General features: G+C 70.2%; 16 protein-coding genes and 1 pseudogene. 3 read left to right on the top strand and 14 right to left on the bottom strand.

From position 1 onward, the window contains the following. Window positions 1-61: 61 nt before the first annotated feature. Complete coding sequence (locus tag AN215_RS27630) at window positions 62-931, bottom strand: SigB/SigF/SigG family RNA polymerase sigma factor (RefSeq protein ID WP_070010490.1); 870 nt, start codon at window positions 929-931, stop codon at window positions 62-64. 240 nt (window positions 932-1171) lie between these two features. Here AN215_RS27630 and AN215_RS27625 point away from each other — a divergent pair, with 240 nt between their 5' ends. Beyond that, the gene (locus AN215_RS27625; protein WP_070010491.1) at window positions 1172-2401 is read left to right on the top strand and encodes a PP2C family protein-serine/threonine phosphatase; all 1230 of its coding nucleotides are present in this window, start codon (window positions 1172-1174) and stop codon (window positions 2399-2401) included. Window positions 2402-2442: 41 nt separating this feature from the next. On the opposite strand, the gene AN215_RS27620 is transcribed toward AN215_RS27625, so the two are convergent. Continuing rightward, window positions 2443-2976 (bottom strand): MarR family winged helix-turn-helix transcriptional regulator, encoded by a 534-nt coding sequence (locus tag AN215_RS27620; protein ID WP_070010492.1) that lies wholly within the window; start codon window positions 2974-2976, stop codon window positions 2443-2445. A 284-nt stretch (window positions 2977-3260) separates the two neighbouring features. Between AN215_RS27620 and AN215_RS27615 the strand changes: the two genes are divergently transcribed. Further along, on the top strand, window positions 3261-3491 hold the full coding sequence (locus AN215_RS27615; RefSeq protein ID WP_070010493.1) for a hypothetical protein: 231 nt from the start codon (window positions 3261-3263) through the stop codon (window positions 3489-3491). Between the two features lie 15 nt (window positions 3492-3506). Here the strand turns inward: AN215_RS27615 and AN215_RS27610 are convergent, their stop codons facing one another. Then, the gene (locus AN215_RS27610) at window positions 3507-4844 is read right to left on the bottom strand and encodes a gluconate:H+ symporter (protein ID WP_070010494.1); all 1338 of its coding nucleotides are present in this window, start codon (window positions 4842-4844) and stop codon (window positions 3507-3509) included. 391 nt (window positions 4845-5235) lie between these two features. On the opposite strand from AN215_RS27610, the gene AN215_RS27605 reads away from it, so the two are divergent. Then, the gene (locus AN215_RS27605) at window positions 5236-6354 is read left to right on the top strand and encodes an L-talarate/galactarate dehydratase (protein WP_070011277.1); all 1119 of its coding nucleotides are present in this window, start codon (window positions 5236-5238) and stop codon (window positions 6352-6354) included. Between the two features lie 30 nt (window positions 6355-6384). Here the strand turns inward: AN215_RS27605 and AN215_RS27600 are convergent, their stop codons facing one another. From AN215_RS27600 to AN215_RS27550, 11 genes and pseudogenes are all read right to left on the bottom strand, one after another. Continuing rightward, entirely contained in the window at window positions 6385-7116 is a 732-nt protein-coding gene (locus AN215_RS27600) for a maleate cis-trans isomerase family protein (RefSeq protein ID WP_070011278.1), read from the bottom strand. 233 nt (window positions 7117-7349) lie between these two features. Beyond that, on the bottom strand, window positions 7350-7832 hold the full coding sequence (locus tag AN215_RS27595) for a MarR family winged helix-turn-helix transcriptional regulator (protein ID WP_070010495.1): 483 nt from the start codon (window positions 7830-7832) through the stop codon (window positions 7350-7352). A 186-nt stretch (window positions 7833-8018) separates the two neighbouring features. Then, window positions 8019-8873 carry an alpha/beta fold hydrolase gene (locus AN215_RS27590; RefSeq protein ID WP_070010496.1) on the bottom strand — a complete coding sequence of 285 codons (855 nt, stop codon included), beginning with the start codon at window positions 8871-8873 and terminating at the stop codon, window positions 8019-8021. A gap of 87 nt (window positions 8874-8960) precedes the next feature. After that, window positions 8961-9665 carry an isochorismatase family protein gene (locus AN215_RS27585; protein ID WP_070010497.1) on the bottom strand — a complete coding sequence of 235 codons (705 nt, stop codon included), beginning with the start codon at window positions 9663-9665 and terminating at the stop codon, window positions 8961-8963. After that, window positions 9662-10393, bottom strand: coding sequence for an SRPBCC family protein (locus tag AN215_RS27580; protein WP_070010498.1), 732 nt, complete (start codon window positions 10391-10393; stop codon window positions 9662-9664). The genes AN215_RS27585 and AN215_RS27580 overlap by 4 nt, the downstream gene beginning before the upstream one ends. A gap of 179 nt (window positions 10394-10572) precedes the next feature. Further along, window positions 10573-11079: pseudogene (locus AN215_RS27575) on the bottom strand ((2Fe-2S)-binding protein); the annotation flags it as partial. Further along, a complete protein-coding gene (locus AN215_RS27570; RefSeq protein WP_079123538.1) occupies window positions 11076-13577 on the bottom strand; it encodes a xanthine dehydrogenase family protein molybdopterin-binding subunit in 2502 nt (833 codons plus the stop codon). The pseudogene AN215_RS27575 and the gene AN215_RS27570, both read right to left, overlap by 4 nt. Continuing rightward, window positions 13574-14443: an FAD binding domain-containing protein gene (locus AN215_RS27565; protein ID WP_070010499.1), complete on the bottom strand. Its 870-nt coding sequence runs from the start codon at window positions 14441-14443 to the stop codon at window positions 13574-13576. Before AN215_RS27565 ends, AN215_RS27570 begins: the two co-directional genes overlap by 4 nt. 162 nt (window positions 14444-14605) lie before the next feature. Then, window positions 14606-16024, bottom strand: a complete 1419-nt coding sequence (locus AN215_RS27560) for an MFS transporter (RefSeq protein WP_070010500.1) — start codon at window positions 16022-16024, stop codon at window positions 14606-14608. 123 nt (window positions 16025-16147) lie between these two features. Continuing rightward, window positions 16148-17416, bottom strand: a complete 1269-nt coding sequence (locus AN215_RS27555; protein ID WP_070010501.1) for an FAD-dependent monooxygenase — start codon at window positions 17414-17416, stop codon at window positions 16148-16150. A 97-nt stretch (window positions 17417-17513) separates the two neighbouring features. After that, window positions 17514-18545 carry a 2,5-dihydroxypyridine 5,6-dioxygenase NicX family protein gene (locus AN215_RS27550; protein WP_070010502.1) on the bottom strand — a complete coding sequence of 344 codons (1032 nt, stop codon included), beginning with the start codon at window positions 18543-18545 and terminating at the stop codon, window positions 17514-17516. Between the last annotated feature and the right edge of the window lie 444 nt (window positions 18546-18989).

The raw sequence follows: 18989 nt of genomic DNA, 5'->3' as shown, positions 1-18989 counted from the left end.
CCGCCCCGCGCGCGGGGCGGATGAAGAAGCTCAGCAGCGGATCACCGGCGAGAACCTCACTTCAGTCCTGCGTCATGCCGGTCCGCAGACCGTCCAGGCATTTGCGCAGAAGACGCGAGATGTGCATCTGCGAGAGACCGAGCCTTTCCCCGATCTGCTGCTGTGTGAGTTCCTCACCGAAATGCATCTCGAGGATTCTGCGGTCGCGGTCCTCCAGTTCTGCGAGCAGCGGCTTGAGCGAGTTGAGGTCCTCGATCTTCTCGAGCTCCGGGTCGCAGTGGCCGACCCGGCCGAGCAGCGTACTGCCCTCGTCCGTGTCGGCATCCTCCTGGGTGGACAGGTCGAGGGAGTGCGTCGAGTAGCCGTTGGCAGCGATCTGCGCCTCGCTGACCTCCTCGGCTGTCATCTCCATCGCCTCGGCCAGCTCCCCGGTGCTGGGCGACCTGCCCAGCCGCGCCTCCAGCTGGTCGGTCGCACGGGCAAGGGCGATGCGCTGCTCCTGGAGCCGGCGGGGGACGTGCACGGCCCAGGTGGTGTCCCGGAAGAAGCGCTTCACCTCGCCGGTGATGTAGGGGATCGCGAAGGAGGTGAACTCGACGTTGCGGTTCACCTCGAACCGGTCGATGGCCTTGATGAGCCCGATCGTTCCGACCTGCCGGATGTCCTCGTGCTGGTCTTCCCGCTGGTGGAAGCGCTTCGCCGCGAAGCCCACCAGGGGGAGGCACAGCTCGATCAGCGTGTTGCGTGCGTACTGGTACTCGGCGGTGCCCTCCTCCAGTTCGTCGAGGCGCTGAAGGAAGAGCTGTGTCATGCGTCGCGCGTCTCTCGGCGCGACGGCCTGCGGGTCGGTGATCAACGGCAGTTCGGCGTTGCCTGCCGTATCGGCCCTGTCGTCCGTGGCGCCGGCCGTCGGCGCGGTGGTGACACCCATGAAAGCCTCCGTACGGCAATTGTTGTCGTCCTGCATGTTTCTACCTGCCCGAGACGCCGGACGCCACACCCCCGGGACGACTTTCTCTTCGCCCGCCACACAGGAAGGTGTGACTGTCTTCACGTTTCCGACGTGGAAGTGAAGACTCCGTGTGCACGTACTCTGACGCGGAAGACGTGGTCACGAGGACCCCACAGCCGGGCGCCCTGCTCCATGCGGGCCTGGCCGGAAACAGGAGAAGTGGACAGAACCGCCAAGGTCGAGCGTGCTCTGCGCGCCGCCGCCCCGCACGAACTGCTCGACGTCGTCGACGCGGCGATGCGGCGGCACTACGACGCTGTCGGCGTGCAGCTGCGCATGGCCGACTACGGGGTACGGAGCCTGCAGTTGGTGGAGCCCGTGCTGCTCACCACCGATCCGGTACCCATTCACGGCAGTCCGCAGGGCAAGGCGTTCGTCGCCCCGGACCCGGTCGTGACACGGGACCGCAGCGCGGACACAGTGACCGCCCATGTGGCCGTGAGCGTGCGCGGCGACCGCGTAGGGGTGCTGTCAGTCACTGTCCCCGAGAGCGCGGCTGCCCCGGCACTTCTGCCGGAGCTCACGCAGCTCAGCGAGGCACTCGGCCACGAGATCATGGTCGCCGAACGTGACACCGATCTCTACGTACTGGCCCGGCGGGCGGCCCGTCTGACTCTCGCCGCGGAAATGCAGTGGCAGCTGCTGCCGGGACGCTCATGCCGCAGGCCCGAGTTCGCTCTCGGTGCCCACCTGGAACCGGCGTACGCGATCTTCGGGGACAACTTCGACTGGTCCACATCGGCCGATCACCTCACCGTGGCCGTCACCAACGGCATGGGCGAAGGCATCGATGCCGCCCTGCTCAGCAATCTCGCCGTCAACGCGATGCGCAACGCCCGCCGTGCCGGCCTCGGCCTCGCCGACCAGGCGTTCCTCGCCGACCAGGCCGTCTACGCCCAGTACCGCGGCGCGGCGTACGTATCGATGCTGCTGATGCGCTTCGAGCTGGAGTCGGGGCGGGTCGAAGTGGTCGAAGCCGGCTCCCCCAGGGTCTGGAGGATGCGGGAGGGCAAGGTCGAGGCGCTCGAATTCGACGCACAGCTTCCCCTGGGCATGTTCGAGGACACCCCGTTCGTCGCCGAGCACTTCCAAGTGGACCCGGGCGACCGGCTGCTCTTCGCCAGCGACGGCGTCTACGACACAGCGTCACAGGGCGGCGAGCGGTACGGGGAGCACACGCTCGGCCGCTCCCTGAACGCCAACAGGCTGCTGCCGGCGGCACAGGTGCCCCGGGCGATACTCCGCGAACTCGGCGACTACAGGGGAGTCACACCGCTCGACGACGACGCCCTCGTGCTCTGCCTCGACTGGTACGGGCGCGAATACGGCGGGCCCGCAGGAGACGCGCAGGAGCAGGGCGTGCGACGCAGGAACAACTTCGCGCAGTAGACGGGGCTCCCTCCGCGTGAAGGGGACGCCGTCGAGGGTGGTCAGGCCGGCTTGCCGGTCTGCTTCTGAACTGTCAGCCGCCGCTGGGGAATCAGCTCTTCCGCGACGTCCCGGAACCCTGTGAGTCCCTCCAGCAGCGCCGTACGCGCCTTCGGCGGCATCGCGGCGATGGTGGCGGTCAGGGACTCCTCACGCCGGAGCCGCAGACCGCGCAGGTAGTCCTTCCCCTGCCGCGTCAGGTGGAGCTCCAGCTCCCTCCGGCTGACCGAGCTGGGACGGCGCTCGAGAAAGCCCAGTGCCTGGAGCCTGTCGCACAGGCGGCTGACGGAGGACGGCGCGGAACCCAGGCTCTCCCCCAGGGTCCGCAGGTTCATCCCGTCCTCGCGGTCCAGGCAGTACAGCACCCGCAGCTGCGAAGCCGAGACGGGAGAAGTGGACGCCGCGTCCCTGCCCTTCTCCCAGAGCACTTCGAGCAACTCGATGACCTCAGCGGTCACTTCGGCCGCTTCGCGCGACCCGCGCCCGGACGGCCCGCGCTGCGGCGGCTGAACAGGCCGGGGACGGCTGTCACCCATCTCAGGACCCTCCGAACCAAGCGCGACCGAATACCGGCACGAGCCGGACCGGCGCTTCATATCCGTGACTCCGGTCCGTCCGACGAAAGGTCTCATACCACCGACCAGCAATTGCCGGGCGAACCCTTGTCCAACAGCAATCGTACTTCGATTGCTGTTGCCCTGCTCCGGCCGCATCTACACCTGCCTGCCGGAGGCCGGAGCCCGCCTCCGGAGTCGATGAGTGGACGGCGTTCCTGCAGTACGCCTCGCCAAAGCAGCCGCCGCCCCCGCACAATGGCCCGATGGCTGACGGAAACGAGGAGAGCGGCACTCCGGGCGCGGGCGCGAGCGGGGGTGGCTACATGAACGGCATCGTCATCGGCATGATGCTCGGTTCGGTGTTCGGGCTGCTCGTGTTCGACAACATCGCCCTCGGATTCGGGGTGGGCATTCCGATCGGCCTCGCGATCGGCAGCGTGTCGGGGCAGGCCCGCCGCAGGGCGCGCGGCGAACCCCCCGCCGACGACGCCTGAACGACCCCTGTCCGCCTACAGGTTGAGTGCGTCAAGAGCCCACTCGAGGACAAGTACGCCTCCCAGACCGAGGACCGCGAGCACCGTCGTGTACGTCGTGCGTGCCTTGATCGCGTCGATGACCGACAGGTTGAAGTACTCCTTGAACATCCAGAAGCCCGGGTCGTTGACGTGTGAGAAGGCGATCGATCCGCAGGAGACGGCGAGCACCATGATCTCGGGGTGGACTCCGCTGCCCGCCAGGAGCGGCAGCACCACTCCCGACGCGGTGACGACGGCGACCGTGGCCGATCCCAGTGCGACGCGCAGAATCACGGCGATGAGCCACGCGAGGATGATCGGCGACACGGGCCACCCGTGGGTGACGTCCTTGATGTAGTCGGAGATGCCGCCGTCGACGAGGACCTGCTTGAAGGCGCCTCCGGCGCCGATGACCAGCAGGATCATCGCCATCGCCTGGGCGGCCGAGGTGCACGACGCGCTGACCTCCGACAGGCTGCGGCCGATCCGCGGGCCGAAGGCCCAGACCGCCAGCAGCAGCGTGAGCAGCAGCGCGATCGGTGCCGAGCCGATGAAGGCGATGAAGTGCAGGAAGCCGTTCGAGCCGGAGGCGGCCATGTCGGTCACGGCGGCGCCCGCGATCAGCACGACGGGCAAGAGCGCGACGAACAGCGACCAGGCCATGCCCGGCATCTCCTCGTCGGTGAAGACGCGTTCGCTGACCAGGCCCTTGGGGATGGAGGGGTTCATCGCCCTCACGAACGGCAGCCGCGGCCAGACCAGCGCGATGAGCGCGCCCAGGGGGACGGCGATGAACAGGCCGTAGAACAGCGTCAGTCCGACCGAGGCGTCGAAGGACGCGGCCACCGCGGTCGGGCCGGGGTGCGGCGGCAGGAAGCTGTGCATGGTCGACAAGGTGATCGACATCGGAAGTCCGACCCACAGCAGGTTCGCCCCGGTGACCCTGACGATGGTGAACGCGACGGGCACGATGATGACGAAGGCGACCTCGTAGAACATCGTGACGCCGATGAGCATTGCCGTCACCACCATGGCCACCTGCACGCGCTGCCGGCCGAAGGCGTCGATGAGCTTGCCGGCGACGCGCTGGGCGGCGCCGGAGTCCCCCATGACACGGCCGACCATGGCGCCGAGGCCGATGGTGAGCATGGTGTCGCCGATCTGGTCCCCGATGCCTCCCGCGAGCACCTCCGGTATCTCCGCCGCGGGTATTCCCTGGACCAGGGCGACACCTACGGCCACCAGGAGCAGGGCGACGAAGCCGTTGAGTTTCAGCTTGGTCATCAGGAAGAGCAGGATCAGAACGCTGATCCCGACGGCGACCAGGGGCATGCGTCAGTTCTCCTCAGGCGTGGCGTGTGTGCTTGCGGGATCGCGTGGGTCACGCGCCGCCCGGCGTCGGCGGTCCCGTACGGACGAGTCGGACGAACGGCTCTGACGGTTCAGTGATGTGAACGCCACGGTCTGCAGGGCGAGTTCATGGCGCCCACGGCAGAGACCAGAGCCACTTCGGTCATCGGAGCTGTCTCCATACTGAGATGGTGTCCATGTATGAGAATGGAGGTTATGGTTGTGGCCAGGCGGGGTCAATGGGTGTGCAGCCGCCGGAGCGGAATCGGACTCCCCGGCCCCGAGACACCTCGACTCCCGGGACGCAGCCGTGAACACGACACACAGCGCCCTCGACGCAGCGCACAGGGAAGACGCCGGCGCGGCCGCCGGCATGATCCGCTGGGTCAGGCTCTCCTCCGTCCGTCTCCCCCTCGGCACACCCGTCAGCGACGCCAAGGTGCTCACCGGACGGCAGCGTCCGATGAGCGAAGTGGCCCTGCTCTTCGCCGAGATCGCGACGGACGACGGTCACGAGGGAATCGGTTTCAGCTACTCCAAGCGCGCGGGCGGCCCCGGCCAGTTCGCCCACGCCAAGGAGGTCGCACCCGATCTGATCGGCGAGGACCCGAGCGACATCGGACGGCTCTGGACGAAGCTGGTGTGGTCCGGCGCCTCGGTGGGCCGCAGCGGCCTCGCCACGCAGGCCCTCGCCGCGTTCGACATCGCGCTGTGGGACATGAAGGCCAAGCGCGCCGGCCTGCCGCTGGCCAAACTCCTGGGCGCACACCGCGACTCCGTACGCTGCTACAACACCTCGGGCGGTTTTCTCCACACCCCCGTCGAGGAACTGGTGGAGAACGCATCGGCCTCCGTCGCCGGCGGAATCGGCGGAGTCAAGATCAAGGTGGGCCATCCCGACAGGGGCGAAGACCTGCGCCGACTCACCGCCGTACGCGAGCAGTTGGGCGACGGCGTGCCGCTGATGGCCGACGCCAACCAGCAGTGGGACAGGCCCACGGCCCGGCGGATGGGCCGTGCCATGGAGGACTTCGGGCTGGTCTGGCTCGAAGAGCCCCTCGACGCCTACGACGCACAGGGCCATGCGGCGCTCGCCGCCTGCCTGGACACCCCGGTCGCCACCGGCGAGATGCTCGCATCCGTCGCGGAGCACTGGGAGTTGATACGGGCAGGCGCGGCGGACGTCATCCAGCCCGACGCTCCGCGCATCGGCGGCATCACCCAGTTCCTCAAGCTCGCCGCCCTCGCCGAGCACCAGCATCTGCAGCTCGCACCGCACTTCGCGATGGAGATCCACCTCCATCTCGCGGCGGCCTATCCGTACGAGCCGTGGGTCGAGCACTTCGACTGGCTGGATCCGCTGTTCGAGGAGCGCGTGGAGATCGGCGACGGCCGCATGCGCGTGCCCCGGCGCCCCGGCCTCGGCATCACCCTCACCGAACAGGCGCGCACCTGGACGCGGGAGATGTGCGAGATCGGCCGGCGGCCCTGAGGCGCGTCGGCTGGACGGCGCCGCCGGCTGTCAGTGCCCGCCGTCGAGAAGCGCGCCGGCGTCCGGAACGAAGGGCTTCAGGCCCAGTTCGGTAAGGATGCGGTAGGTCGTCGCGGTCGCAGCCGTCAGCACGGGCAGGCCAGAGGCGTCTTCGACGTACTGCACGGCCGGGAGCGAGGGCATCTGCACACACGCCGACAGCACGATCGCGTCGGCGCGGGCGAGGTGGAGGCGGCGCCAGTGCTCGCGCAGGCCCTCGGGGTCGAGGCGGGCCACGGCCAGGTTGTCCGGGACCTCGAGGCTGAGCGAGTCGACGACCTCGCTCCCGGCGTCCTCGATGTAGTTCACGACCGTCTCGGTGAGCGGCTTCATGTACGGCGTGATGACCGCGACGCGCTTCGCGCCGAGCGCCTCGATCCCGCTGAGCAGCGCGCCCGCGCTGGAGACGACCGGCACTTCGGCGCCCTGCCCCTTGAGTACGGAGGTGATCTCGTCCTCCGCGGTGCAGTGGTGGCCCGGGCCCTGCGCCATGATCGCCACGAGGCAGGCGGTGGCGACGACATCGGGCCGGGCGTCGGCGAGTTCGAGGGAGGCCCGCTCGGTCTGGGCGTTCATCTCCCGCAGTTGCTCCGGAGTCACCTTCTGCATCCGCATCCGGCTGCTGTGGAAGACGAAGCGGTCGCTCGGGTCGGCCGCCTCCCGCTCCCGCAGCATGCGAGGCAGTTCGGTCTCCATCGTCAGATTCGAGCTCGGGACGATCATGCCGATGTGGTGGTCCGCGTTCCGTACCTGGTCCGGGCGCTCTGCTTGCTCTGCGTGCTCTGCGTGCTCTGCGTGCTCTGCCATGGGGCCTCCAGTCTTTCCGGCGTACGGCGCGCGCAGCAGCCGCACACAGAATTAATCCGAACACGTACTAATTGGTCGCGCAAGGCCCTTGACCGTTCGCTTTCCGGGGGCGGGCCTCGCGTGCGGGCCACCGGGGTCACCTCTGCGGTTCAGGCATCCCCGGAGAGCCCCTCCCAGTGGTCCGCCAGCTGCGTCAGCTCACGCATCAACTCGCTGCGCTCCGCGCTGGATCTGTAACCCTCCAGCAGCCGCTCGTCGAGGGCCCGGGCGCGGTCGTCCGCCTCGCGCAGCGTCCGCTCGCCGTCCTCGGTGAGGAAGAGGAGCTTGCGGCGCCCGTCGTCGGCGGCCGTGCGGCGCACTATCAGCCCGCGCTTCTCCAGGCGCCGGGCGACGTCCGCCATCGTGGAGGTGTCCAGCGCGACCGCCGAGGCCATCGCGCTCTGGTCGTGTCCCGGCGCGGCGTCGACCGCGGTGAGAACCGCGAACTGCGGGCCTGTCAGCGTCGGATCGACGCTGCGCACCCATGCCGCGAGGTATGCCTGGTAGAGGCGGCGAACCTGATATCCGGGAGCGGCGAGCAGCGCAGCGGGAGGGGCAGCCGTGCCCGAGGCCGGTGTGGTCTTGTCAGCCATGGGCCCACTAAAGCACGGCCTTGCGACGGGCAGTCCCGCGCCTCCCGAACCGGCTCCGGCACCGGTTTGGGCGGGACTCCCTTTGGGTTCCGGCGCGGATTCCCGCACCGGCTCCGGTTCCCGCGCCGGCTCCGGCACCGGCGTGCGCGCTGATCCCCGTACCGCCCGCGGCACCCCGCCGCCCGCTCACGCGAGCATGGCGGCGAGGGCCTCGCGCAGAGCGTCCAGAGCCGCGCCGGGGTTGTCCCAGAAGACCATGTGCCCGGCGTCGGCGATTCCGGCCAGCCGGGCCTGCGGGTGCCTCTCCGTCGCCTCCTCGACGCCGGCGGGCGTGACGACCGGGCTGTCCTCCCCGTAGAGCAGCGCCGTGGGTGTGGGCACCGAAGGCCACCAGTCGAAGAAGTCCTCGGTCTCGAAGCCGTGGTGGGTGGCCCGCAGCGCCTCCTCGCCGCAGCTGGACAGCCAGTGTGCGCGCAGCTCCTGTTCGCGGCGGGGCCAGCGCGGCCATGCCTCGGCCACCTCGTCGGCGTCGGTCCCGCGCACCGCCTGCTCAAGCTGGCCGAGGAAGGCGGGCAGCGTCGTCGGGTACGGGTCCCTGCCGGGGCCGCTCATGGGCGGGTCGACGAGCACCGTGCCGCGGACGGCCACCTTCGCCCGTACGGCGGTGACAGCCGCGATCCGGGCGCCCATCGAGTGGCCCGCGATCACGGGGCCTTGGAGACCGAGGCCGGTGACCCAGGCCTCGGTGTCCTCGGCGTACGCCTCCAGCGAGTAGCCGTCGCCGTCGTCGGAGAAGCCCCGGCCGCGGATGTCGGGGACGATCGGGCGTACGAGATCGGTCAGGCGCCGCGCGACGAAATCCATCGTGACGGCGGGGCTGGTGATCCCCGGCAGCAGCAGCATCGGCACGCGCTCACCGCCGGTCCCGTCGCCGTAGTCGAGGGCGTGCAGCCGCAGCGAGCCGGAGCGGATCCAGCGGCTGCGGGCGGGTACGCCTGCCAGGTCGGCGAGTGCGGGCTGGGTGATGAACCGGTCCGGCATGTGTGGTTCCTCTGGTTCGTGGTGCGGGTGATGCCCGGGTGGTGCGAGCGGGTGGGTCGGGGGACGCCGACGGGCGTGCGCCGGCGGTCAGCCGGCCGGATGGCCGGGCAGCGCGGGAGCGGGAAGCTTGCCGAGATAGGCGAGAGCATCGGAGAGCGGAACGACGTCCCCGTACTTGGCCTGGATGTCGAACAGCGCCGCGTCGTGCGGCCCTTGGGCACGGTCGCCCGCGCACTCCTGCGGCACCAGGACGGGGAAGCCGGACTGCACGGCGTCCACGGTCGTGGCCCGTACGCAGCCGCTGGTCGTGGCGCCGCAGACCAGCACCGTGTCGCATCCCAGTGCGGTGAGCGTGGCGGCGAGCGACGTGCCGAAGAACGCCGACGCGCCCTTCTTCACGACGAGTTGGTCCTCCGGCCTGTGCGGCAGCCGCGGGTCGAGCGCCACGGCCCGGGTGCCCTCGACGAGGGCGCGCATGCCGGGCGCCTTCTCCAGCCAGGTCACCGAGTTGCCCTGCGCCTCGGCCGTGCTGTAGGCGATCGCGGTCCAGATGACCGGGACCCGGACGGGGCGCGCCGCCTGCACGAGGGTCGCGGTCGCCTCGACCACCTCGGTCATGTCGGCGCCGGAGGGAAAGGCGTCCTCTGTGAATCCGCGGGTGAGATCGACGACGACGAGCGCGGGCCTGCTGCCACGGCGCACCGGCGCGCCGAATCCGGCACGCTCGTAGGTTCGGTCGGTCTCCTCGCCGTAGCGGCTCCGGCCGTTCTGCGCGTACGGCTCCTCGCTCATCGGTGCCTCCTCGCCGCCGTGCAGCAGCGGTGCGTGCCGTGTTTCCCGTTGCCGAGGGCGCGGCTGAGCAGCCAGCCCTCGAAGAGGCCGAAGGCGAACGCGCCGACGACCGGGGCGTACTTGGCCACGGACGGCGGGACGAGTACCGACAGGCCGTTCAGTTCGGAGTCCGCGGCGGGCGTCTGGGGAACCTGTGCGGCCGGCGTCACCTGCGCCGCGCCGGAGCCGCCCCCGGCGGTGGCGGCTGCGGCTAGCCGCGGAACCGGTGCGGCGCCACCGTGCCGTTCCTGCTCCAGGAGGTTGCCGAGGTTGCGCGCGAACTGCTGGAGGATCCTGTCGGAGACGGCCGCGACCGCGCCCTTGCCGAACTGGGCGATCTTCCCGCGGATCACGAGGTCCGTGGTCAGCCGCAGCTCGGCGCCCTCCGGGGCCTCCGCCACCTCCAGGCCGACCTCCGCCTCGGCGTCGCCGCTGCCGTGGGTGTCGGCACCCCGCGCCTGTACGCGCAGCCGCCGCTTCTCCTCGTCGACCTCCAGGAACCGTACGGTCCCGGCGTAGGCGGCGGTGATCGGCCCGACCTTGACCTTCACCCTTCCCGACCAGGCGTCGCCGTCCTTCTCCTCCAGCGTGGCGCCCGGCATGCAGCCGGCCACCCGCTCCACGTCGTTGACGAGGGCGAACACCTCTCCTGGCGACGCCTTCACCGGGACCGCGCTGTCGATCCGCATCGAACCTCCTCCTGCTCTTCGGTGCCGCCCGTGACCGCCCCAGGCGTCCGCGCCCCGCCCTTGGACACCTCGTCCGCAGACACTTCGTCCGTACGCGCATCGTCCGTACGCGCATCGTCCGTACGCGCCTCGTCCGTACGCGTCTCGTCCGTACGCGTCTCGTCCAGGCGCTGCTGGAGTGCCGCGCGGCGCCGGGTGGCGCAGTCGTCGATCGCCTCGACGATGGTCTGGTAGCCGGTACAGCGGCACAGGTTGGAGGCGACGACCTCGCGTATCTCCTCCTTCGACGCCTGTGGCCGCTCGGCGAGGAACCCCTCCGCGAGCATCAGGAACCCCGGGGTGCAGAAGCCGCACTGCAGACCGTGGTGTTCGCCGAACGCCCGCTGGAGATCGCTGAGTTCGCGTCCGTCGGCCAGCGACTCGACGGTGCGGAGCTCACGGCCCTCGGCCTGCGCGGCGAACATCAGGCACGCGCGTACGGGCGCGCCGTCCAGCAGCACCGTGCAGGCGCCGCAGATTCCGTGCTCGCAGCCGACGTGGGTGCCGGTCAGGCGCAGGTCGTGCCTGAGGACGTCCACGAGGGTGCGGCGTGCCTCGGTGAGGACCTCGTGCGCCTCGCCGTTGACGTGCAGGCTGATCAGCTGCTGGTGCCGCGGATCGGCCTCGCGGTGTGCCGTCTCCGTCATGAGGTGGGCTCCATGTGCTCCGGTGATTCCGCGGTGCGGGGCGCACGCCGTGCCGCTGCGGGCGCCGGTGCGGACGCTGCGTCGGGCACGGTCGCGGCGAGCGCGTCCGCCACCGTCTCCGGCGTTATCGGGGTGTCGTTCAACTCGACTCCTGTGTGCAGCAGTCCGTCGTTGACCGCGTTGATCACGGCGGCGGGCGCGCCGATGGTGCCGCCCTCCCCCACGCCCTTCGCACCGGTCTCGGTGAACGCGCAAGGCGTCTCCAGATGATGGATGCTCACCTCGGGGATCTCCATCGCGGTGGGGACCTTGTACTCCATGAAGCTGACGGCGGAGGGTGCGCCCTGCTCGTCGTAGGTGACCTGCTCGAACAGGGCGCCGGCGATGCCCTGGGCGATGCCGCCCCTGGTCTGGCCCTCCACCACCTTGGGGTTGATGGCCACGCCGCAGTCCTCGACGCAGACGTAGCGCAGGATCTCCACCTGGCCCGTCCCCTCGTGGAGTTCGACGACGGCACCGTGTGTGGCGTTGGAGAAGGTGCCGTCGCCGGTGACGTCGAAGGTGGCGGTCGCCGTCAGCCCCGGCTCCGCGCCCTTGGGCAGCAGATGCGACCTGAGGTAGGCGATGTCGGCGATCTCCTGGTAGGCGACCGAGCCGCCGCCGGCGGGGTGCGTCACCAGCCCTTCGCCCAACTCCAGCTCTTCAGCGGGGACTTCGAGCACCGACGCGGCGATCGTCTTCAGCTTCTCGCCGAGCTTGCCCGCCGCGAGCCGTACGGCGCTGCCGCCGATGGCGATGGACCGGCTGGCGAAGGTGCCCCAGCCGTAGGTGATCCGGTCGGTGTCGCCCTGGTGGATGCGCACCTGCGCGATGTCCAGGCCGAGTTCGTCCGCGGCGATCTGCGCCATCGTCGTCTCGTGGCTCTGGCCGTGGCTCATGGTGCCGGTCGTGACGACGAGCGCGCCGCTGGTGTCCATCCGTACCTCGGAGATGTCGAAGCCCGGAACGACCTCCATCTTGCGCTGCGCGAAGGCTCCCGAGCCGTAGCCGGTGCGCTCGCTGAAGCAGGAGTAGCCGATGCCGATGTGGCGGCCCTCGGCGGCGGCCTTCTCCTTCGCCGCGTACCAGCCCTCCTCGGTCAGAGCGCTCTCGCACAGGTTCAGCGACTCCAGATACGAACCCGGGTCGTACGTCACGTTGTTGACGCCCGTGTAGGGGAACCGGGTGATGAGGTTGCGGCGGCGTATCTCCGTGGCGCCCAGGCCCAGTTCGCGTGCGGCACGCTCGAAGATCCGCTCCATGACCATCACGTACTGCGGCCTGCTCACACCCCGGTAGGGCGCCGTGGGCGCCTTGTTGGTGGTGACGGCGCGCGCCCGTACGCGGTAGGCGGGCACCTTGTAGACGCCGGGCATCTCGGCCGACGCCATCAGCGGTTCGATGCCGGCGGTGAAGGGATAGCAGGAGTAGGCGCCCATGTCGCAGACGATCCCGGCATCGAGACCGAGGATGCGGCCGTCGCCGTCGAAGGCGGCGCGCACGTCGTAGTGCTGTTCGCGGGCGAGGAAGGAGGCGGTCAGGGCGTCCTTGCGGTCCTCGATCCACTTCACGGGGCGGTCCAGCCGCAGCGCCGCCGCGCCCACCGCGATCTCCTCACGGCCCACCACGCACTTCAGTCCGAAGCCGCCGCCCATGTCGGGGACTACGACCCGCACGGCGCGTTCGTCGAGCCCCAGGCAGCGGGCGGCGGTCGTGCGCACCTGGTGCGGCACCTGCGTGGAGGTGCGCATGAGCAGCTGGTCCTCGCGGTCGTCCCAGCCTGCGAGGACGCCCCGCGTCTCCAGCGGAAGGGCGTTCTGCCGTCCCGTCCTGGTCTCCACGCGTACGACGCACGGCGCCTCGTCGAAGACGTCGTCGATGCCTTCGGTGGCGAACATGGAGACGTCCAGCAGGGTGTTGGCGCTCGCCTCGTCGTGCACGAGCGGCGCGCCCGGTGCCAGTGCGGCCTCCTCGGAGACGACGGGCGGACGCGTCTCGTACGTCACCTTCGCCGCCTCGACGCCGTCCTCGGCGGCGTACGGATCACGCGCGACGACCACCGCCAGCGGCTCACCGGCGTACCGGACCCGCTCCCGCGCGAGCACGGGCATGCCGGTGGGCACGAACTCGGTGAGCGGACGGCCCAGCCGCGCGGTGATGTCGGCCAGGGCGAGGTCCTCCGCGTCGAACGCCGCCACCACGCCCGGCACTTGCCGTACGGCGGACAGGTCGAGCGAGGTGACCGTGGCGTGCGCGACGGTCGCGCGCACGAACTGCGCGTGCAGCGTGCCCGGAACCTCCAGATCGTCGGTGAAGCACCCGCGTCCGCTCAGCAGACGCGGGTCCTCGCGGCGCCCCACTGATGCGCCGATCCAACTCCCCTGCGTACGGCCGTTGTTGCTCCGGTCGCCGTCGCTGCTCCGGTCGCCGTGGTGGCCATGGCGGTGTTCGTGCGTCATCGGGCCGTCGCCTCCTCGCATGCGCGCGCCACCAGCGTGCGGATGAGCCTCCTGCGGTACTGCGCACTGCCGTTCGCGTCGCTTGGGGGATTGACAGCGCCGGCCGCCGACTCGGCGCACTCGGCGAAGAGTCGCGGCCCCGGCGTCCCTCCCCGGGCGAGGACCGCCTCGGCCTCCGGCACCCGTACGGGCTGCGGGGTCACCCCGCCGAGCGCCACACGCCCGCCCTCGATGTGCCCTCCGCCCGGTGCGAGCCGGAGGTCGACGGCCGCCGCGACGACGGCGAAGTCGCCACGCCGCTCGGCGAATTCGGTGAGCGCGGCGTTGGGCGCGGGCCGCGGGAAGACGACCTCGACGAGGATCTCCTCGGGCTCCAGCGCGGTCGTGTAGTAGCCGTGGAAGAAGTCGCCCGCCGCGATGCGCCGCTCCCCCGACGGGCCGCGGGCCACGAGCTCCGCGTCGAGAAGCACCGCGAGCAGGCACCACTCGGCTGTGGAGTCGGCGTGCGCCAGGCTGCCGCCGACTGTTCCGCGGGTGCGGATCGGCAGATGCCCGATCCAGCGCATTGCCTCCCGTACGACGGCGAAGCCGGCACCCAGCGCCCCGGGCGGTGCGGTCTCCACGGCGTGGTGTGTGGCCAGGGCGCCGATGCGGAGGCCGCCGTCCGGGCCGGTACGGACCCCGTCCAGGCCGTCGAGGCCCGCTATGTCGACCAGGTGCTGCGGCCGTGCCAGGCGGAAGTTCATCATCGCCACGAGGCTCTGGCCTCCCGCGATGATCTTCGCCTCGTCTCCGAGCTCGGCGAGCAGACGTGCTGCGCCCTCGACGTCGCGCGCACGGTGATACGTGAAGGCGGCGGGCTTCATCGCTCTCCTCCCGGGGACGGGGTCGGTGGAACGGCCGGTTGCCGGACGGCCGGGACAGCCGGGCGGCGGGGCCGCAGGGCGGCGGACGGCCGGTGATCAGGCGGTGTCCTGCGGGGCGGGGACGAGGGGCCACGCACCCGCGCCCGCAGGACGGCTCCCTGCTCAGCCCTGTACGGGCGTCTTCTCAGCCGGCGGCGGAACAGTCACCTGTTCGAGGACCGGTTCCTCATCGACGTCGTCCAGGTCCTTGCCCTTGGTCTCGGGCGCGCCGAAGGCCATCCAGACGACCGCGAGGACCACGACCACGCCCAGCACCGTGAAGGTCATCGGCAGGCCGAGCAGCGGCCACATCAGCGACCCGAACAGCATCGGGGCGAATCCGGTGCTGATCCGGCTGACCGAGGACGCCCACCCGAAGCCGCTGGCGCGCAGCGTCGTCGGGTACAGCTCGGCGGCGTACGCGTACAGCACCGGGATGGTCAGCTGGATGAGGAAGCCGAAGACGGCGATCGCGGCCATGGCGGCCGTCTCCACCTTCAGCACCAGCGCGAAGCCGACCAGCGCGGCCGTCGAGAGGGGCGCGGAGACCCCGATGAGCCACTTGCGGCCGGTGATCTCGACCAGCCAGGTGGAGGCCAGGACGCCCAGGATGCCGACGCCGCTCATCAGGGTGGGGCCCATGAAGGACGCGGTGTCGTCGTAGCCCTCCTCCTTGAGGATCGAAGGCATCCAGGTGAGGGCCGCGTAGTAGACCAGCATGATCGTCACGAACAGCAGCCAGCACACCGAGGTGATGCGGGGGTTGAACTTCCACAGCCGCCGGAACTGCTCGTAGCCGGCGCGCAGGCCCTTCGGCCTGTCGGAGCCCTCGCCCGCGGCGGGCACGGGGATCTCGTACGGCTCGGGCACCGCGCCGGTGCGTGCGACGAGCGAGTCGATGACCTGCCGTGCCTCGGCCTCCCTGCCGACCCGGGTGAGGTAGATCGGGGACTCGGGCACTCCGCGGCGTACCCAGAACAGCAGCAGCGCGGGCAGGACCATCGTCGCGAGCATCCAGCGCCAGTTGCCCGGCAGCGGAATCATCAGGGTCGCCGCCAGTCCGCACAGCGTGACGCCGACGGGCCACCACAGGTCGAGCGCGGTCAGGATGCGGCCCCGGTGCTTGCGCGGTGAGAACTCACTGACGAGGGCGTAGTCGACGGGTATGCAGCCGCCGAGGCCGACACCGGCGAGGAAGCGCAGCACGAGGAAGACCGAGTAGTCGGGCGAGAGGGCGCCGAGCACCGAGAACACCGCGAAGATCAGCAACGTGGCGCTGAAGGCCCGCTTACGGCCGATGCGGTCGGCGATGGCCCCCCACACGACGGCTCCGACCGCCATGCCGACGAGGTTGGCCGTGGCGACGAGACCGCTCTCGCCGACGGTGAGGCCGAAGTCCTTGGACAGCAACGGCATGAGGAAGCCGTTGAGTGCTATGTCCCACGCGTCGAACAGGTAGCCGAGGCCACCGATGATGAAAATCCTGCCCTGGACACCCCATTTCCATGGGAGTTCCTGGACTATCTGATCGCCTGTCTTCACGGTTCGCTCCACGGTTCGGTGATGGGCTCGTGCGCGCCGCCTGGGTGGACGGCGCCGACGCCGGTTCGCTCGCCTGTTGTCAGGGGGGACAGCGGGGACGCCGCGCCGGCGCGCCCGCGCGGCTCACCGGGAGAATTGGTACGAGAAGGACCCCAGGTCGGGGTCGTTGAGCGGGGTGCCGCTCCACAGCCAGTCGTAGGAGACGTCGGACTCTCCGTCGAAGTGCGCCAGCTTCGCGTCGCGTTCGCGCTGCTCGGGCCCGTCGGGGAAGTGGTAGAAGGTCTTGTTGCGGAGTGAGGCCTGCTGCACCATCCCGGCGTGCTTGGCCCGCCGGTCCACGTAGCGGCGCAGCGCTCCCCGGATGCCGTCGGCGGTGACGGCTCCCAGTTCCTCCGCGAGCACGGCGGCGTCCTCCATGGCCTGCGAGGCGCCTTGTGCCTGGTAGGGAAGCATGGCATGGCATGCGTCGCCCAGAAGGGCGATGTGATCGTCCATCCACACCGGGTCGGGACGCCGGTGGTAGAGGGCGAAGCAGGACACGTCCTCCTTTGCCTTGGAGAGCATCGCGGGGACTCGGTCGTCCCAGCCGGGGAATGCCTCGGCCAGCTCCTGCGCGCTGGAGGACACCACCCACTTCTCGGCGACCTCGTCGGTGCAGGGTACGCAGGCGACGACGTTCAGGAACTCGCCGCGGCGGATCATGTAGTGGACGAGATGCCGGTCGGGGCCGTACCAGATGGTGCTCTGGTAGCGGTCGACGAGCCACCTCGTCGCCGGGTCGGCGGCGATCAGGTCGCCCGGGATCAGCGCCCGGAAGGCCATCTCGCCGGAGAAGAGCAGGGTGTCCTCAGCGCCGATGGCGTCACGGACCCGTGAGCGGATTCCGTCCGCCCCGATGAGCGCGTCGCTCTCGTAGCGGCAGCCGTCGCCGGTGAGGGCCGCGGGGCGCCGGGGGTCGCCGCGGTCCAGCCCTGTGACCTTCTGGTCTGTGTGCAGGGTCACCACGGGGCCCGGACCGTACGGGTCCGTACAGGCGTCCATGATCACGCGGTGCAGGTCGGCCCGGTGGTAGTGCCAGTACGGGGCGTTGTACTGGTCTTTGCAGTACTGGCCCAGCCTGGTCAGGCCGACGACGCTGCCGTCCTTCCACCTGCGCCGCACCTGGTCCTGCGGCTCGGTGTGGATGGCCTCCAGTTGGCGGCGCAGTCCGAGTCCGAGCAGGACGCGGCTGGCGTTGGGCGCCGTCTGGATTCCGGCCCCCACCTCTCCCAGCTCGGGTGCCTGCTCCAGGACGGTGACCCGGATGCCCCTGTGGCGCAGGGCGAGCGCGGCGGTCAGACCGCCCAATCCACCGCCGACGACGGTGACTTCGAAAGACTGGCTGGGCGCCAAAGCTCCTCCAAGGCGAGGCGTGAACGGACGCGTGAACGGACGCGTGTACGGGGGGCGTCGCGGGCCGGTGCCGGTGCGGGCCGGTGCGGGCCGCCGGTCAGCGTTCGGTGAGCTTCCCGTCCACGACGACGTCCGTGCCGTCGACGGAGACGGTGCAGCCGCGCATCGCGATGTCCACGTGCGCATAGGACTCACGGCCGAGCACGGGGTGCGGCCCGGTCGACCAGAGGAAGTTACCGGCGAACGCGCGGGCGTCCATGCCCATCAGCTCGCCCTTGCCGTACAGGGCGGTGGCGAACCAGTCGGCGGTCTTCATCAGACCCCATCCCATGTGGGAGAGGCTGCGCCCCCATTGGTCGTCGCAGTCCTCGAAGAAGCTGTCCAGGAGCTTCGCCTCGGCGCCGCCGGAGATCTTCTCGATGTGGCCGTCGGCGATGTCCAGAGTGACCGGGTCACGGACGTACTCCTTGAAGGGCAGCAGGATGTCGCCCTCCGCCAGCACCAGCCGGCCGTCGGAGAACTCCGGCCAGCACAGCACCATCGTGCTCGGCCAGTGATCCCAGCGGCCCGGGTCGTCGGCGAAGCCGACCTGGAACTCCGGGTGCGAGCCCTTGAGCTGCACTGTCAGGTCCGTACCGGCGGCGGAGGTGACGCGCATGATCTCCGAGCGCTTGAGAAGGCCGGACGCCTCCAGGACGCGCTCCTTGTCGCTCGCCTGCGGCAGGTTGCGGATGAGGACGTCGGGGGCGTCGCAGACGAAGATGATGCGGGTGCCGGTCCGCAGGATCTCCTGCTGGACGGGGGCGTGGATGAAGCCCTCCTGCGTGAGGTCGACGACCAGGTCGGCCGACTTGAGCAGGTCCTGAGCGGCGGTGTCGTCCAGGACGGAGGTCAGTCCGGGCCCCGCACCGGTGTGGGTGCTGTCCATCGGGGCGGCGCTGCCGCCGGGCACGGTCGCGGAGATGACGTGGGCTCCCAGGGACTTCGCGGCTCCGAAGGCGGCGGCCACGTAGTCGCCGCGGCTGCCGGGCTCGGCGAGGACGACGACGTGCTCGCCCTTCTCGAGCTTGCACAGCTCCAGTTCTCGGGTGAACGCGCCGAGCAGATCGACGGACGACAGATCGAACATGGATGTTCCTCCAGGAGTCTTCGCTTCAGCTATGGGGGCCTGTGGCCTGTCCGTGACGGCGCTCCACCGCGGAAAGCGGACCGTCGAGGCCGTTCGCGGCCGTCGGGGCGTCGTCGGCGCAGGCCGGAATCGGCCCACCGCATAGGCTCTGACCAGCGGAAATCTGCAGGCGCTGTACGCCTGGGCAGAACTAATCCGAACACGTACTAACTCCGCTTGGCAAGGGTCGGGGCGGGAGTTAACGCCGATTTTTCGCCACGGCCTGATTCGGCTTGGACCAAGCCACGTTCGGAGAGGACGCCCGCTTCCTGCCGTACATAGAGGCAGGGGCGTTCGTCCCGGTGAACATCGGCAGTGACGGGGCGTATCAACTCGCCCTGAGGGGACGCACGGAACGCGGAGGGCTGACCGGGAGGGAGCGCGAGTACGTCTTCGTGAGCTCCG

It is taken from the genome of Streptomyces abyssalis (assembly GCF_001751365.1).
GTDB classification, from domain to species: Bacteria; Actinomycetota; Actinomycetes; order Streptomycetales; family Streptomycetaceae; genus Streptomyces; species Streptomyces abyssalis.
Note: the sequence above shows the minus strand (reverse complement) of the source record. Positions and strands in the feature narration are given on the sequence as shown.